Below are 17,849 nucleotides of genomic sequence, written 5' to 3' on the forward strand. Positions count from 1 at the left end.
ACGCGATTAAACAGTACGCGACTAAACAGCGGTGGATTGACCTACAGAAATAATGAGAGCGAGAAGATGCAAGCTATAAATATTATCGGGCTGTTCGCATTTTTCTTTATCACTTCGATGGCATGGGGCAATAATTTACCCCAAGCTATAGAGCGCTATTTCCAGCAAATACATAGGGATAATCATCACAAAGTTTCGGTTAACATCAGAACCCCTGAACAACAATGGCCCCAATGTGAACGGCCAGAAATTCAACCCGCTATTGGTGGTCAACATTGGGGAAATCTCTCTTTACCTGTTATCTGCCATCAACAGCGCAAATTCATTCAAGTCGCTGTCAGCGTGACGGGAAATTATCTGGTTACTCGCCGTGCCCTCTCACGTAATGATGTTTTATCAGAGAAAGATTTTCAGGTCAGAAGTGGATTACTGGAAAAACTACCGCATGATCTGGTCATTAACAAAAATGAGATAAAAAACAGTATTGCGATACGTAACATCCCGGCGGGGCAGGCAATTACGCATAATATGTTACGCCGCCCGTGGGCGGTACGGTCAGGCCAGAGTGTGGTGGTGATTGTGCAGGGAAATGGCTTTCAGATACGGAACGAAGGGAAAGCTATTAATAACGCCGCTATTTCTGATAAAGTCAGAGTTCGAATGAATTCAGGACATGTTATAACCGGCCAGGCATTAGAAAACGGCAATGTAAAAATCATGTTATAAGTTCTAAAGTTTTCTTCTACTATGCCGATATAACCAGCAGAGCACGATTTGCAGGTATGCAAATGGCATGTAACCTGCTCCGATCCATAGGTGAACCTATGCCTGGCCATAAAGGATAATGATTATGAGTATCGAACGCACTCACCCCTTATTAGCTATCGCTGCTGTTCAACAGCGACCCACTAATGAAAGCAGCGCCCAGGGCACCCGCAAAACCTCCGGCGTTACCTTACAAAGCAGCGATGCACAAGTAAAACTGAGCGAAGCACAAACAAAACTGGTTCAACCAAGCAGCCAGGATATCAATATCCAAAAGGTGCAAAAGTTGAAAGAAGCTATTGCTCAAGGAACCTTAAAAATGAACAGCGGTAAAATCGCAGACGCTTTACTCAAAGAAGCCGCCGAAAACTTTCAGTACGATAAAAAATAATTGCACCCGCTATGGAAGAACTACAACAATTACTCGAACAGCAAGTGACCTATTTGACCTCGCTGACCCAAACTATGGCGGAAGAGCAGCGTATTTTGTGCGCAGGTTTTATTGAAGCACGAGATTTGCACCAGATAACAGAACGAAAAAATTTTTTGTTATCTGCTCTTAGCCATTCAGAACAGCAACGTCTTAATTTGAGCAAAGCATTAAACATCACTGCGCCTTATGATAAGCAACCTGCGCTTGCCGCATTATGGCAACAGATCGGCAAAGCGGTTACCCAGATTCGTGATTTAAACACCCATAATGGTCTGCTATTAACTCAACATCTTGAACTAAACAGCCAAGCTATCGCTTTTCTAAAAAGCCACCATAGCCCTTCTCTTTATGGCTCAAACGGCCAAGCTGCCCGTCACTCTATGCTTTCCGGCCATAGAGTGCAGGTTTAATTAAGTGCATTACCGCCCATTGCGGTAGTGCTGCTTTTTATTGTTTTGATCGTATTTGTAAGCACCACCCTCCTGTTCAAATCGGGCTTCGTATCTGCTCACAGAGTCCTCAAGCATGAATAATTCAAACGAAATGTACTGTGAAACGGTTGTTGCAATCAGGGAAGAACGGATTAGCAAAAATCACCGTTTGTAAGCCAACGTAACAATTGCTCAACAATAACGTTTTGCGTGTTGCAAAAATATACTGCAAAATAGGAATAAGCAACAACGGGGAATTATCAAAAATCGGGCTAATGGATTAACAACGAGAGCACCCTTCATTTCATTGATCTATATTGGGAATAACACATTGATGCACAAAAAACTAAAAAAAAGCAAATCGAGCGGACAACAGATACCAAAAACACCTCAGCAACAATTCAAAACTTACTGGACGTCCATCGAAAAATACCAGTTGAAGATCGCCAAGTTACAACAGCAGCAAGACGAACTGTTCATGCGCTTTCAACAAGAGGTCTTACCGGTAGAGCATCAATATATGCAGTCCAGATATGATAAAGCGGCGCGGTTGCTTTCATTTGCCGATAAAAAATCGCTGGGGAAAAACCAACGAAGAGAATTATTTTCCTGGATAGAAGAAGAGCTTGCTGAGTTATGTACTTACCCCTTTAACGAAAACCTCGATCTCAATAAGTTGACCGATCACTTTTCCAATCTTCATGCGTTTAAAGAAGAGGAAATTCCGACGCCAGAACAGATGGCTGAGATCCGGCAGACTTTTGGTGAATATTTTGATCTTAATGAAGAAATATCTGATGAAGAATTACTTGATATGATAAAAAATCCCGAAAAAATGCGTTCCACCATAGAACAGCATTTTCAACGGGAATCAGAACATTTCCACGATGAATATGATGCAGAAGAGACCACTGACTTCGATCCTGCGGCAGAAGACCAGAAAAAACTGGATTCTTTGTTTAAATCGCAGGAAGTGAGCCAAATGTATAGAAAAATAGCCAAGGTACTGCATCCAGATCGTGAACAGGATTTAGATGAGAAAAAGAAAAAAAACCAATTGATGGTACAGTTATCACAAGCCAAGAAAGATAATGATGTCTGGACGATAATAAACATGTACCACAAGTACATTGATCCAACTTTCAGTTTTAACAGCCGGGATATATCCGACGTCAATAAATTGCTCAAAGCACGTATAGATATATTAGCCAATGAACTTAATCAGCTAAAAAAATCTGATTCATTACCGGGCATGATTTGGCGCACATTGGGAGGTGAAACATCGAAAGCAATAGAGAATAACCTCCACGAACATTGCAAAAAATTGCGGCAAAATATAGAAAACGAAATCCAACTGCGCGAAAGCTTACGCTCACTCACTGTACTAAAAAGCTACCTTGCAGAACGACGTGATGCCTTAGAATTTGAACAAGAAATGATTGACTATTTTTTCAAACAATATTGAATCCGCTGAGTCTGACGTAAATTTCAGCGGCTTAATTATATAGCTTACCGACCATTAGCCGCGCACTGCGTCAGTGCATCACCACCCATTGTGGTAGTCCCATTTCCTTGTAATATATACAAAGCATGGGGCTGCCCTAGATTAGACCATCATTTGATATTCTCAAAAACATAAACTGCACCGGCTTTGGGCTTAGAATCGACACTCTCTACTACTGCACCAACAGCAAAACTTGTCCCCGCCTTATTCAGGCCGACAGGTCCACCAAAACCATTTAAATTGTCTGAAGGGTTCAAAATCTCCATCGGTGTTTCCATATTCCACTTACCATTCAGACAGGTATACACATATACCCGATAAGACGCTCCCACTGCCAGACGATCTCCCGCATCATTCAGTTCGAGAGAGCTACCAAAATATACGCTACTTGCCGGGGCCGAAAACTTAATGGGATTTTCTGTATCCCAGATCCCATTCGTGCGCGTATACAGATAAACCTCCCCATCTGTGGAGTTATAAAACTCTATCCCCACCGCTAAGCGATCTCCTTCTGCATTCAGGCTAAAAGCCCTACCCACGAATAGGTTATTTTCAGGGACCTTGAACTTAATGGGGTTCTCTCCATCCCAGATCCCATTTGTGCGTGTATACACATAAATCACAGGAGCATAATCACGCACCGCCAGACAGTTTCCCGCAGCACTCAGGTGGGCAATCCAGCCAAACTCATAAGAATCGGAAGGGATCGGAAGTTGAATGGGATTTTTTGTATCCCAGATCCCATTCCTGCACATAAATATATGGAACCTAGAGTAGGATTGGCCCCCAGCCACCAGACAGTCTCCTGCGGCGCTCAAGCTAACATTCACACCAAAGTCTTGTGAAACCCGCGGAAACACAATGGGATGTTTTGTATCCCAGACGCCCTTCGTGCGTGTATATGCACGAACCACACCGGGCCACATGTTTCCCAACGCCAGACAATCTCCCGCCGCATCCAGATTGACATCCCATGAAGTGCCATAATATTCATGTTCATAATCCTCAAACACAATCGGCTTGCTTATATTCCACTCACCACTCTTCCGGCGCGTATACACATAGACGTGACTATTCATCCCAACTGCTAAACAGTCTCCCGCTGCGTTCAGGCTAACAGAAGTGCCAAAACGCTCATCTTCTTTGGGGAAGGGAGAAACAATGCGCGTTATCATGGTGCGCTTTAAACCCAACACCTGCGTGATCTCCATCCGCTCCCACCGCGACAAACTGAAAAAATCCGCAAACTGAATCTGCCGATCGGCATCCAATTTCAGACGCCTTCCCCCATCAAAAGAGATCCCACCTTCTGGCTTCAATGATAGCGCCAAAGCGCCTTGATCAAGGTTTAACCCACCAGAATGGTGAACGTTGAGGGCCAGCTTTCCTTTATCATCTCGTTTCAGGCCTGCGGTCGGACCATCACCCTGGGCGCCATCAATGATTTCATATGCCTTATATGCCTCATCAATCAAGTGAGAAAATTCTTCAGGTGTGGGCAGAACACCAGACTTAAAACTCGTTTTCAATGAGTCAACGGTATTAATTTCTTTATCAGTCATCATTATTTTCCTCAAAAGCCAGCCGTATTAAATAGTCACCGTCATCTGTCTTCTGTCTTCTGTCTTCTGTCTTCTGTATAGGCATCAATTGATATTCTCAAAGATATAAACTGCACCGGCTTTGAGCTTAAAATCGACACTTTCTGACGTTGCGCTAACAACCAAACTCGTCCCCGCCTTATTCAGGCCGATAGGCCCACCAAAACCATTTAAATTATCTGAATTGCCTGAAGGGTTCAAAATCTCCATAGGTGTTTCCATATTCCACTTATCATTCAGACAGGTATACACATACACCCGGGAAGCCGCCCCCACTGCCAGACGATCCCCCGCAGCATTCAGTTCGAGAGAGCGTCCAAAATCTATTACGTCACTTGCAGGAACCGAAAACTTAATAGGATTTTCGCTATCCCAGATCCCATTTGTGCGCGTATACAGATAAACTTTTCCATTAATAATGGGGAAATAATCACGCACCTCCCCCACCGCCAGACGATCTCCCTCTGCATTCAGGCTAAAAATCTTGCCAAAAGAGGATGAGCTGCCTTCAGGGAGCTTGAGCTTAATCGGGTTTTCGCTATCCCAGATCCCATTCGTGCGTGTATACACATAAATCGTGCTTATTGTGGAATCATCGTAACCATGCACCACCAGACAGTTTCCTGCGGCACTCAGGCGGACAGCCTTGCCAAATTCATAAGAATTCGAAGGGACCGGAAACTTAATGGGATTTTCGCTATCCCAGATCCCGTTCGTGCGTGTAAACATATGGAACGTAGAATCTAACGCAGATTTGAATTCGCACCCAGTCACCAGACAATCTCCCGCTGCGCTCAAGCTGACACCCAGGCCAAAGAATTCAATGCGGCTCGGAGCCGGAAACCAAACGGGCTTTCTTACATTCCAGACACCATTTGCACGCATATGTACACCAACCCTCTGTCTGAACCTATTTGCCAACGCTAGGCAATCTCCCGCCGCATTCAGACTGACATCCCATGAAGAATCACTTTGATAAGACTCAAGCACAATAGGCGTGCTTGTATTCCACTCACCACTCTTCCGGCGCGTATATATACAGATTTTAGTATTCATCCCAACCGCTAAACGGTCTCCCACTGCATTCAAGCTAACAGAATAGCCAAAGGATTCACGCGCCTCGGGAGAGAGAGTGGGAGAAACAATACGCGTCATCATGGTGCGTTTCAAACCCAATACCCGCGTGATCTCTATCCGCTCACGCCGAGATAAACTGAAAAAATCTGCAAACTGAACCTGCCGAGCAGCATCCAATTTCAGATACCCTCCCCCATCAAAAGAGAGTCCACCTTCTGGCTTCAGCGATAAGGCCAAAGCGCCTTGATTAGGGTTCAACCCGCCAGAATGGCGAATGTTAAGGGCCAGTTTTCCTTTACCATCTCGTTTCAACCCTGCGGTTGGGCCATCCCCCTGAGCGCCATCAATGATTTCATATGCCTTATATGCCTCATCAATCAAGTAGGAAAATGCTTCCGGCATAAGTCGCACACCAGACTTAAAACTCGCTTTCAATGAGCCAACGGTATTAATTTCTTTATCAGTCATCACATTTCCCCAAAAGCCATATTAGACTGTCAGTGCCATCGGTTTCTGTTAATGCTTTATCCACTTCGTTAAAGTCGATGGAGTTAAGCGACGGTACTGACCACGAAATACACTACAATTAATTCCTTCACACCTTTTAACTCGATATCCTGCGGCTTGGTGCTACTTAACTTCGCTTATTGCCTCAGGTATGTTGCTGTCTTCGAAAAACATATCTCCGATGACCTGATTTAATATTTAACTTGAATATACCCGTTATCTTTCAAGTTGCCTCTTTGTTGGCTGCGCTCACTCACCCCGGTCACATAGTTATCTATGCTCCCGGGGATTCGCTCCCTTGCCGTCGCGATGCATCTTGAAATCCATAGGGTATATGTCATTCGCTTTTCGTATAGCACAATCTGATATTATTAAGCATTATGGAAATGTGAATTTTTGCCAATTATTTAATAAAAAATTAATTATTTTTATAATGTTTCACATAAAAATATATCGCTTAAATAATAATTCAACAACTATTATTATCTATAATAGCAACAACCATAAAGTTAATTAGACTCAAATCAATCCATTAAAAAATTTACTGAAAAAACATAAAATAATCAATAACAAACCAAAATAGTATTATTTAAAAATAACCCTTTAATTATCATTCAATAAATGTATTCCATTTTAATTTTCAAGAAAAATTTAGCATATATTTAAATAATATCAAAATCATAATTACCACCAAATTAAATACAATATAAAATTATCCGAAATGATAACACCACGTCCTTTTACAATATATCCCTGTCATGTTTAATTAATTTTTCTTAGATTTTATCATGCGCTTATTTCCCCTGTTTTAAGGTGAAAAGCGAACTAATTGTTAGATACTCATATTCTGTTGTGTGCCGCCAATAACCTTACAATAAAGAACAGTTGAATTAATTTAACGTGGATGAAATGCCAAGGGTAGAAGATAATATCCAGCTTAGTGATTATAGTCATCATTTGATATTCTCAAAAACATAAACTGCACCGGCTTCGAACTGAAAATCGACGTTCTCTGACGTTGCGCCAACTGCCAAACTCGTCACCGCCTTATTCAGGCCGACAGCCTTACCAAAACCATTTAAATCGTCTGAATTGCCTGAAGGGTCCAAAATCTCCATAGGTGTTTCCATATTCCACTTATCATTCAGACAGGTATACACATACACCCTAGAAGATGCCCCCACTACCAGACGATCCCCCGCATCATTCAGTTCGATAGCGCTACCAAAATATGTTACGTCACTTGCAGGAGCTGAAAACTTAATAAGATTTTCGCTATCCCAGATCCCATTCGTGCGCATATGTACACCAACCCTAGCTTCGAAATGATTTGCCAACGCTAGGCAATCTCCCGCCGCATCCAGACTGACATCCCAGTCAGATCTTAAAAGATGACTTTGATAATACTGAAGCACAATAGGCGTGTTTGTATTCCACTCACCACTCTTCCGGCGCGTATATAAATAGACTTTATTAATCATCCCAACCGCTAAACAGTCTCCCACAGCATTCAGGCTAACAGAATAGCCAAAGGATTCACGCGCCTCGGGAGAGCAAGAAACAATGCGCGTTATCATAGTACGTTTCAAACCCAACAACTGCGTGATCTCCATCCGCGCGCCCCGCGATAAACTGAAAAAATCCGCAAACTGAACCTGCCGATCGGCAGCCAATTTCAGATACCCCCCCATCAAAAGAGAGTCCACCTTCTGGTTTCAGTGATAGGGCCAAAGCGCCTTGATGAGGGTTCAACCCGCCAGAATGATGAATGTTGAGGGCCAGTTTTCCTTTACCATCTCGTTTCAGCCCTGCGGTCGGGCCATCACCCTGAGCGCCATCAATGATTTCATATGCCTTATATGCCTCATCAATCAAATGGGAAAATGCTTCCGGCATAAGCCGCACACCAGACTTAAAACTCGCTTTCAATGAGCCAACAGAACTCATTTCTTTATCAGTCATCACATTTTCCCAAAAGCCGTATTAAACAGTCACTGCCATCCGTCCTCTGTCCTCTGTCCTCTGTCCTCTGTCCTCTATTTGACATCCTCAAAAACATAAACTGCACCGGCTTCGGATTTAGAATCAACACCTTCTGACGCCGCGCCAACAGCCAAAATCGTCCCCGCCTTATTCAAGCTGACAGATCTACCAAAAGTATCTAAATTGTCTGGATTGCCTGAAGGGTCCAAAATCTCCATAGGTGTTTCCATATTCCACTTATCATTCAGACAGGTATATACATACACCCTAGAAGCCGCACCCACTACCAGGCGATCTCCCGCATCATTCAGGTCGAGAGAACGGCCAAAATACAGTACGTTACTTGCAGGGGCCTGAAACTTAATAGGATTTTCTGTATCCCAGATCCCATTCGTACGCGTATACAGATAAACCTTCCCATTAATAATGGGTGAATCATCATCCACCCACACCACCAGACGATCTCCCTCTGCATTCAGTCTAAAAACCTTACTAAAACCGTCTAGGTTACCTTTAGGGGCCTTGAGCTCAATGGGGTTTTCTCTATCCCAGATCCCATTCGTGCGTGTATACACATAAATCGTTCCTCTTGCAGAAGAAAAATCTTCTCCAAACACCGCCAGACAGTTTCCCGCAGCACTCAGGCGGGCAGCATCACCAAACCGCATAGCATTCGAAGGGATCGGAAACTTAATAGGATTTTCTCTATCCCAGATCCCGTTCGTGCGTGTAAACATATGAACCGTCATGGCTACGCCTCCAGCTACCAAGCAGTCTCCCGCTGCGCTCACGCTAATATTCGAGCCAAAGACTTGATTGCTGCTCGGAGCCGGAAACCAAACGGCCTTTTCTGCATCCCAGACGCCATTTGTGCGCATATGTACACCAACCCGCTTTTCGAAATCATAAGGCCTACTATTTGCTAACGCCAGGCAATCTCCCGCCGCATTCAGACTGACATTCCATGGAGATCTAATATAATCACTTTGAAAATACTCAATCACAATAGGCGTGCTTGTATTCCACTCACCACGATTCCGGCGCATATATACATAGACTTTATTAATCATCCCAACCGCTAAGCAGTCTCCCGCCGCATTCAGGCTAACAGAATAACCCAAGGACTCATACTCTTCGGGAGAGGGAGAAACAATACGCGTCACTATGGTGCGTTTTAAACCCAATAACTGCGCGATCTCCATCCGCTCCTGCCGCGATAAACTGAAAAAATCCGCAAACTGAACCTGCCGATCGGCAACCAATTTCAGATACCCTCCCCCACCAAAAGAGAGCCCACCTTCTGGCTTCAATGATAGCGCCAAAGCGCCTTGATTAGGGTTCAACCCGCCAGAATGGTGAGTGTTGAGGGCCAGTTTTCCTTTGCTATCTCGTTTCAGCCCTGCGATCGGGCCATCACCCTGAGCGCCATCAATGATTTCATATGCCTTATATGCCTCATCAATTAAGTGGGAAAAGGCTTCAGGCATAAGTCGCACACCAGACTTAAAACTCACTTTCAATGAGTCAACAGTACTAATTTCTTTATCAGTCATAATATGTCCTCAAAAGCCGTATTAGACAGTCACCGTCATCTGTTCTCTGTCCTCCGTTTTCTGTCCTCTGTCTTCATTTGACATTCTCAAAGATACAAACTGCACCAGCTTCAGGCGCAGAACCAACCTTGGTTAAAACCGCACCAACCGCCAAACTCGTCCCTAACTTATTCAAACTGACAGCCTTACCAAAACCATTTACATTATCTAAATTACCTGAAGGGTCCAAAATCTCGATAGGTGTTTCCATATTCCATTTACCATTCAGATAGGTATACACATACACTCGGGAAGCCGCCCCCACTGCCAGACGGTCTCCCGCATCATTCAGTTTGATAGCGCAGCCAAAATACGTTACGCCACTTGCAGGAGCCGAAAATTTAATGGGATTTTGTGTATCCCAGATCCCATTCGTGCGCGTATACAGATAAACCTTCCCATTAATAATGGGTGAATCATCATCCGCCCCCACCGCCAAACGATCTCCCTCTGCATTCAGGCTAAAAACCTTGCCAAAACCGGGTGAGCTATCTCTAGGGGGATGGAACGTAACGGAGGATTCTGTATCCCAAGTCCCATTCGTGCGTGTATACACATAAACCGCGTTTCGTACGGGATGATAAGAATAGTTTCCATACACTGCCAGGCAGTTTCCCGAGGCACTCAGACAAATCGTGGTAACCCCGTTACCAACATCCGTAAAACGAAGCTGAATGGGGTTTTCTTTGTCCCAAATCCCATTTGTGCGTGTATACACATAGAACGTATAGTTCCCCATTACCACCAGACAGTTTCCTGCTGCACTCAAGCTGACACTCACACCATAGTTTCCATAAGAACGCGCGATCGGAAACACAATGGGATTTTTTGTATCCCAGACGCCATTCGTGCGCGTATACACACAAACCTCCACTTTTTGAGCACCAGTTTCATCTGAGTATCCCACTGCCAGGTTATCTCCCTCCGCATCCAGACCGACACTCCATGAAGCACTGCGATATTTATCGCCATAAGCCTCAAACACAATGGGCGTGCTTGTATTCCACCACTCATCCTTCCGGCACATATACAAATAGAGCACTTTCTCCATCCCAACCACTAAGCAATCTCCCGCCGCGTTCAAGCTAACAGAAGTGCCAAAGCGTTCATTCTCTTTAGGGGAAGGAGCAACAATACGCGTCATCTTGGTGTTGGTACTGCGTTTCAAACCCAACAACTGTGCGATCTCCATCCGCTCCCGCCGCGATAAACTGAAAAAATCGGCAAACTGAACTTGCCGATCGGCATCCAATTTCAGACGCCTTCCTCCATCAAAAGAAAACCCACCGTCTGGCTTTAGTGACAACGCCAAAGCCCTCTGTTCAAGGTTTAACCCGCCAGAATGGTGAGTGTTGAGGGCCAGTTTTCCTTTGTCATCTCGTTTCAGCCCTGCGGTCGGGCCATCACCCTTATCACCATCAATGATTTCATATGCCTTATATGCCTCATCAATCAAGAGGGAAAATGCTTCAGGCGTGGGCGGAACACCGGACTTAAAACTCGCTTTCAATGAGTCAACAGAACTAATTTCTTTATCAGTCATAATATTTCCTCAAAAGCCGTATTAGACAGTCACCGTCATCTGTTTTCTGTTCCCTGTTTTCTGCCTTTTGTCTCAGCATTCAATAACAACCCGGCAATTTGTTTCCGTGTCTCCTCAGGAAGCAATTTAAAAGCTTGTGCTGAAACCGCTACAGTACCATCCACCGACAACGCCCCAGATTTATCCAACATCAATCCCCCATTGGGCTGTAGCCTTAACGCAAGCCCTCCCGGTTCCACCGCGATGCCATCGCCAGTCTTAACCGCCAAACGGTTGTCGATAATCTGCAATCCGACCCCCGGATGATAAGCTTGATCACCATCCTGCCAACCAAAAAGCTGTCGCCACAATGTGGCCCAATCAATCAGTGAATAAAATGCAGCCTCAGTCGGGATCTTGCCAGGGGCGAAGTGGGTACTAAGCTGGCTGACCGTTTCATCTGTTATCTCTTTCGCCATTGTCTTTTCCTCATTTAGCTAGTCGTAAAGGTAAACTTTCCCTTCTCCACTTTTCCAGCCACTGGCGCCAATCGCCAACGTATTGCCGTCACCGCTAAGACAAACACCGGCGCCAAATTTATGGTTTGATTCCCCATCCAGCTCCAGTAACCTGCCCTGCATAATCCATTGTTCATCCTGATAGCTAAACCACCATACCGCACCGGTTTGCACACCTGTGTCATTTTTACCAACAGGTGTTGACACCACCAGTATCTGGCCGTCACTACTCAAAGACAACTCGCTGCCAAACCTTTCTCCGGCTGTCACCGCTTCTCTCAGTATCCCTATAACTTGCCATCCATTACGATGACGCTGGTACAAATAAACCGCACCAATATTGCCCTTCTCTCCCGGACACCCCACCGCCAAAATATCGCCGCTATCGCTCAGGCTGAGACTGGCGCCAAAATCATCATTGCTGATGGTTAAAGGCGAAGTCAGCGAATTGAGTGGCAGTTGCGGCTGCCAGTATTCCCCATGACGATGAAATATCGTCACTTCACCATTACCATTACGCCCCGTTGCCGCCACTGCCAAGGTTGAACCATCCGCACTCAAGCTTAGTTTGCCGCCAAACATATCGCCCTGTGCCGGAGAAGCTAAGGTCAGACGCTCACCAAGCTGTGACCATTTCTTCCCGTCATACTGATAAAGATACGCTGCGCCGCAGTTAGTCAATAAACCCGATCTCCAGCCATAAGAGCCTACCGCTAATAGTGTGCCATCCGCGCTCAAGCTCACAGCGCAACCGAAATGCTGCTGAACGTTCGCCTCACTAAGCCAAAGTTTGGCCGATTTTTCCCACGCGCCATTTGCCAATCTGTGATAAACGAACACTGAGCCATGCCCGCCATCACTGTTTCGGTTATCAATACCCACCGCAAGAACATTACCATTTCGATTCAGACTTAGCGCTCTGCCGCCATAACCACTGACGTAATCAGCGAATTGCTGCCGCCAACCGTTATCGGTATAAGAAAATAGATATACAGGTTCCTTAGCCTCTGCCCCACTAAGCGCGATAGTTTTCCCATCGCCGCTGACACTGACAACAGCGCCAAGGTTTTTATTGTTACCATTAGTCGGCAAATCAAACGCGGGCAATTGCACCTTACTGGCTGCCATCTCCTCAGCATGAATCAGCCAACGGTAAAGTTCTCGTTGTTGTTCCTCTGTAAAACTCTCAAACAATTCCAGCGACAATTTAAAGTCAGGGCGTAACCCCAATTCGCCATTAATAAACTGTAAGCCGCTGTCCTTATCAATATTGACCGCAATTTCACGGTTTTCCCCGATATGCATCCCTTCTCCGGGATTCACTAAGAGTAAATTCACCTCATCCAGATCTCGGTTCAATCCTGCCCCTGGATTATTATCGACCTGACTAGGGTCCAGCCCGGCCAAACGCCGACCTTCCGCCGCTATTTGCACCAATTGAGTATAATTTTCACTTTTCGGCAAAGAATATAATTTAAACCAAGACTTAACTTCTTCTTTATCCAACAAATTATTTTCGCTGGATGTAGATATCTTATTGTGAGCCATTGATACCTCCAATGCAGAATGACAGATAAATTAACGTTGCCACACCTCGTTCTATTCTTTTACTTTCGAGATAAACAATATCCTGCCTTTATCCCCCGCTTGACGTTTCTCTTCATTCTAACTGGCCGCTTTACCGATAAACTTTGCCGAATCGTCTGGCATGGCGATATATTTACCCCCCGAACCGGGCATTCCTTCTCTTGGTACAAACAGTACTTCTGCGGCTTTTAGCTGCTCGTAGTCTTTCTTACTCCAGAAGAATTCTTTATCGGCAAACTTCGCCAAATCATCGGGTGTGGCAACATGTTTAATCCCCACACCGCGTATTTTTTCTGCTGATATAAACAACACCCTTATAGCTTCCATCTGTTGGTAGGTTTTCTCATTCCAATAGCCTTCTTCATCAACAAACTTCGCCAAATCATCGGGCGTAGCGACATATTTAATTCCCAGACCAGGTGGAGTTTCTCCCGCTGATGTAAACAACACTTCTGCGGTTTTCATCTGCTCATAGGTTTCTTTATTCCAGAAGAGTGCTTGATCGGCAAACTTCACCAAATCATCGGGTGTAGCAACATGTATCACGACAATATCTTCTTGATGTAGCGGCGGATCAGTGGACATAATGTTTCCCCCATTAATAAAGTCAGACCTCGGTTAATGTGTTATAGCTAATGCTGCCCTCGAGAGACGCGCTCCCGATGACTTTTATTTAATATTTAACTTGACTACGCTATTCGTTTTTCGTATGACACAACCAGCTATATTTAAGCATTATAGAAAAGTGAATTTTTGCCAGTTATTTGATGAAAATCTAATTGCTTTTTTTTAGAAATCTCATATAAAAAGATATTATTTAAATAACATTCTACTAGTGTCGCAATAACCATTAATTTGATTAGATTTAAATTAATCAACCAAGAATTTTATTCTGAAAAACATAATAATCAATGACACTTATATACCCAATGGATTTCAAGTTGCATCGCGGCGGCAAGTGAACGAATCCCCAGGAGCATAGATAACGATGTGACTGGGGTGAGTGAAAGCAGCCAACAAAGCAGCAGCTTGAAAGATGAAGGGTATAAATGTTACATATTTACACCAAGCTATCTCATTGCTAAATAATAAAAACATTTTACTTTAATAATTAAGAAAATATCGCACACACTTAAATAACGCCAGAATTATAATTATCCACATTAAATAAGTCATAACCGGGAAGAATCGATAAAATGATAAAGGGAGATGGTTAATATATGCAAAAATTTATTAATAGCCATGTCAATTACCTATTTAATTTTTCACAAAATTAAACCAGAGTGGCAATTTATTTAAATGGAGAAATTTATTAACAAATAATAAAAAATTAACAATATGCAAAATATAAATTTATAATATATACCTAATAGATTTCGAGTTGCAGCGCGGCGGCAAGTGAACGAATCCCCAGGAGCATAGATAACGATGTGACTGGGGTGAGTGAAAGCAGCCAACAAAGCAGCAGCTTGAAAGATGAAGGGTATAGAATTTTAGATTTAATAGAATAGAAAACTAAGCATTATTCAGCCAGCTTTATATCTGATAATGGGGTTGGTAGTATGGAGCATGAGAGTTACCTGGCGTTTTGTTTAAGATTTCAAATCTATACCAAAACCGGCAACTCTCAATTTTTCAAGGTTGTGTATTAGCGCAAGTCGCACTTAATATACATTAAATAATTTAGTAGATTATTTTCCAAATATCTTGGTTTTAGCTGGTATTCCATCTGAAAATTTCGTACCACTCCAGTCTATCCGATTGGGTGGTATACCAAATTTTTTCCACGTTAATTTAACAGGCACTCCAAGTATGCATGCAGCAATAAACCGATGCTGGCCATCCATTATATGAGTAAGCCCCGTCTGGCTATTACGCCAGACAACAATTGATATTGGATTTCCCTTTGTTTTGAAACTTGCTATTTTTTCGTCAACAACTGTTTGAAAAACTTCTGCTTGAGCAGGTAGTGGGGCTAAATTCCCAATATCCCTTCGTCCTACAGGGCTGCCTTTTAATATTGATGTATCATATGTGTCCTCATTTCCTTTTAGTTGAGGTCCGTTTGCTGTTTTTCTTAATGTTACGGGATTTAACATATTTTTATACATATTTAACTCTCATCCTTTTGAATTGTGTAGAGCATCCGATATTACTGAATTTTCTTTTTTCGTCACCACATTTGGTGTATTATTTTTTATCTTTCCTTTATCATTCTTTTATTCAGCATTTGACTGTTTAGTCCGTTATTTATTATTCTTATTCAGCATAGCCCGATCTATTTTCAAGCTATTTCGAAAACCTTTTTAATATCAGAGACAGACGTAATATCATCATTTATGAACTTCAAATAATATCCTTTTTCTATTTATCGGAATAAGCCAAGAAAGTTTATTTAATCCCATTATTTTGATAACTGACTGTAAATAAGTATTCATATCCGCTTCGCTTTCTCCATTCCGATTATTAACCCTTATATCCCTATAAGGGGTTTTCTTTAAAGCGTATTATTGCCGTTTAAAAGCACCGGGTGTTGGTAATCTGGATTATTAGCCCCTTTACAAAACGCTTCCAGAGCGTCATCCTTCACTTTCAACTCCTGCCCCAGCACCAGCGTGGCGGAAGTAGGCATCCCCCCGTTGATTCAGGTAACGCTCGTGATGCAGGCGGGTAAAAAAACAACCCAGCCAAATATCTTCATCAGAATATCTGTAGTGATATTTATCATGACAGCTATTCTGTTAACGAAAACCGTTAACAATTACGCTATTTCCTGATTTATTTCCAATCGCATGGATTATTCCATTATCAGGTCATCATCATTTATCGCCGCTATTGCCGTATGATTACCCGGTTTCACCGCAAAGATATTTTTCGGCAATTTAAATCCGCGCAGTTTTAATAATGCCAGCGGCCCTTCGCCCAGTTCTGTGCGCAAAATCCAGGTCAACGGTAAACCATCCGGGGCCGTAAATATCAGCCGGTAACGGCTTTCATCCAGCTTTTCCGCCTTCGCCTGCGCCAGCCAGCGGATCAGTCCCCAGTTCCCCTGATAATCACCGAATAACCTCGCCCCGGCGTTGACACTGGTCCAGGTCAGCATCGCGCCCGGTTTATAGGTCTCTCCCGGCCAACGAAAGCTCTGCCAGCTTTCCATCTGGTTAAAATAACGCAGTTTCTGACCGTCTATTGTCAGATCGGTTTCCACCACATCCCGCACCGCTCTGGCCCGCAGTTCAAACCGCAATCCCTGACTGCCATCCGCAAACAACAGGTCCGATAACTGACTGAGCTGATTTATTGCCTTTAAAAAATCCGGGTTAATCTGCACACCCTGCCCATTCACTTCATCCACCACCCACTGGTTACCCGCTTTATGCAGTATTCCGCCTAACTGACGCGTCAAAAACTGCTCTATCCGCCCCGAATCTGACCGAATAAACTGCCCCAACATCGGCAATGAAATTTCACTCTCGCCACCGGCAAACGGATAACGGCCCGAAAATGCCCGATTCCAGTTGTCCACTATCGCCGTCTGCCACTGGCTATTCAGACTCGCCGTCGCCGGTTTCAATACCCCCTGCCACGCCTGCGCTAACGGTTCCACAAACAGCGTCTGACCAAAAGCCCGCCATTGGCTGCCCAGACTAGCCGCTATCAAGCGCCCGTAGCCCTGCGTATCCGTCAAATCGGTGCTTTTCCCTTCAAATACCGTCTTCGCCAACGCATTCGCCATTGCCCGCGGGTCATCACTGTTGTTCATCTGTTGCAGTTTCAAACGCACTTCGGTTACCCGAGTGAGAAAGGTTTGTAAATTCAACGTACTGTCGGTCTTCACTCCCCCGGCAACCTGATTTTCTCCCATCAGCGCCAGCAACGGCCCAAAGGTTTCATTCATCGGCCCATGCACGCCAGCCATCTGCTGGTCAATCATTAACGGCGTTTTTTTATTCAACAACGTCCTGGCGGATTTCACCAACGAATCCGATAACGGCGCAAGCCACGCAAGGCCATCAACTGAGCGGTATCCGGTTCCGCCTGTAAACTGCCGCCCCAGAGCAACAACGCGCGATACCCCTCCTGCCAATGTGCCGTAGTCAGTCCCGGCGCAATGGCTTCCACCTGCTCCACTTCGCCCACCACCAGTAAAATGCGCACTTTATACCACCAGAACACCCCGTAACGCAGGCGCATGCGATCGCCCAAATCACCATAATCATACGGTTCACTGGCCGGTAAAAGCGGCCGGATATCGGGCTTCACATCAGTCACTTTGTTTTTGACAAATAATGTTACGGTGATAAAACCTAGCATACTCACCACCACTGT

At 44.2% G+C, this 17,849-nt stretch carries 13 protein-coding genes and 3 pseudogenes; 4 read left to right on the forward strand and 12 right to left on the reverse strand.

Going from position 1 to position 17,849, the window contains the following annotated elements:
• From flgA to OO184_RS23230, 4 genes are all read left to right on the forward strand, one after another.
• Window positions 1-726, forward strand: a 726-nt coding sequence (flgA, locus tag OO184_RS23215) for a flagellar basal body P-ring formation chaperone FlgA (protein ID WP_265381203.1), incomplete at its 5' end; no start/stop codon positions are given.
• A 124-nt stretch (window positions 727-850) separates the two neighbouring features.
• Window positions 851-1,156: a flagellar biosynthesis anti-sigma factor FlgM gene (gene flgM / locus OO184_RS23220; protein ID WP_049582025.1), complete on the forward strand. Its 306-nt coding sequence runs from the start codon at window positions 851-853 to the stop codon at window positions 1,154-1,156.
• An 11-nt stretch (window positions 1,157-1,167) separates the two neighbouring features.
• Window positions 1,168-1,608: a flagellar protein FlgN gene (locus OO184_RS23225; protein ID WP_088371952.1), complete on the forward strand. Its 441-nt coding sequence runs from the start codon at window positions 1,168-1,170 to the stop codon at window positions 1,606-1,608.
• 355 nt (window positions 1,609-1,963) lie between these two features.
• A complete protein-coding gene (locus OO184_RS23230) occupies window positions 1,964-3,094 on the forward strand; it encodes a hypothetical protein (RefSeq protein ID WP_265381204.1) in 1,131 nt (376 codons plus the stop codon).
• A gap of 149 nt (window positions 3,095-3,243) precedes the next feature.
• Here the strand turns inward: OO184_RS23230 and OO184_RS23235 are convergent, their stop codons facing one another.
• The 12 genes and pseudogenes from OO184_RS23235 to OO184_RS23290 form a co-directional block, all read right to left on the reverse strand.
• The gene (locus tag OO184_RS23235; protein ID WP_265381205.1) at window positions 3,244-4,698 is read right to left on the reverse strand and encodes a hypothetical protein; all 1,455 of its coding nucleotides are present in this window, start codon (window positions 4,696-4,698) and stop codon (window positions 3,244-3,246) included.
• Between the two features lie 81 nt (window positions 4,699-4,779).
• On the reverse strand, window positions 4,780-6,282 hold the full coding sequence (locus OO184_RS23240; RefSeq protein WP_265381206.1) for a hypothetical protein: 1,503 nt from the start codon (window positions 6,280-6,282) through the stop codon (window positions 4,780-4,782).
• 989 nt (window positions 6,283-7,271) lie between these two features.
• Window positions 7,272-8,283 (reverse strand): annotated as a pseudogene (locus OO184_RS23245) (hypothetical protein).
• 71 nt (window positions 8,284-8,354) lie between these two features.
• Window positions 8,355-9,857: a hypothetical protein gene (locus OO184_RS23250; protein WP_265381212.1), complete on the reverse strand. Its 1,503-nt coding sequence runs from the start codon at window positions 9,855-9,857 to the stop codon at window positions 8,355-8,357.
• A gap of 70 nt (window positions 9,858-9,927) precedes the next feature.
• Complete coding sequence (locus OO184_RS23255) at window positions 9,928-11,436, reverse strand: hypothetical protein (RefSeq protein WP_265381207.1); 1,509 nt, start codon at window positions 11,434-11,436, stop codon at window positions 9,928-9,930.
• Between the two features lie 35 nt (window positions 11,437-11,471).
• Window positions 11,472-11,894 (reverse strand): hypothetical protein, encoded by a 423-nt coding sequence (locus tag OO184_RS23260; RefSeq protein WP_036775748.1) that lies wholly within the window; start codon window positions 11,892-11,894, stop codon window positions 11,472-11,474.
• Between the two features lie 18 nt (window positions 11,895-11,912).
• Window positions 11,913-13,481: a WD40 repeat domain-containing protein gene (locus OO184_RS23265; protein WP_265381208.1), complete on the reverse strand. Its 1,569-nt coding sequence runs from the start codon at window positions 13,479-13,481 to the stop codon at window positions 11,913-11,915.
• Between the two features lie 117 nt (window positions 13,482-13,598).
• The gene (locus OO184_RS23270; RefSeq protein ID WP_265381209.1) at window positions 13,599-14,105 is read right to left on the reverse strand and encodes a hypothetical protein; all 507 of its coding nucleotides are present in this window, start codon (window positions 14,103-14,105) and stop codon (window positions 13,599-13,601) included.
• Window positions 14,106-15,211: 1,106 nt separating this feature from the next.
• Window positions 15,212-15,631, reverse strand: a complete 420-nt coding sequence (locus OO184_RS23275; protein ID WP_265381210.1) for a hypothetical protein — start codon at window positions 15,629-15,631, stop codon at window positions 15,212-15,214.
• A 386-nt stretch (window positions 15,632-16,017) separates the two neighbouring features.
• On the reverse strand, window positions 16,018-16,152 hold the full coding sequence (locus OO184_RS23280) for a hypothetical protein (RefSeq protein ID WP_265381211.1): 135 nt from the start codon (window positions 16,150-16,152) through the stop codon (window positions 16,018-16,020).
• Window positions 16,153-16,317: 165 nt separating this feature from the next.
• Window positions 16,318-17,511: pseudogene (locus OO184_RS23285) on the reverse strand (type VI secretion IcmF C-terminal domain-containing protein); the annotation flags it as partial.
• Window positions 17,493-17,849: pseudogene (locus OO184_RS23290) on the reverse strand (ImcF-related family protein); the annotation flags it as partial. The pseudogenes OO184_RS23290 and OO184_RS23285, both read right to left, overlap by 19 nt.

Source organism: Photorhabdus aballayi, from assembly GCF_026153155.1.
GTDB lineage: Bacteria > Pseudomonadota > Gammaproteobacteria > Enterobacterales > Enterobacteriaceae > Photorhabdus > Photorhabdus luminescens.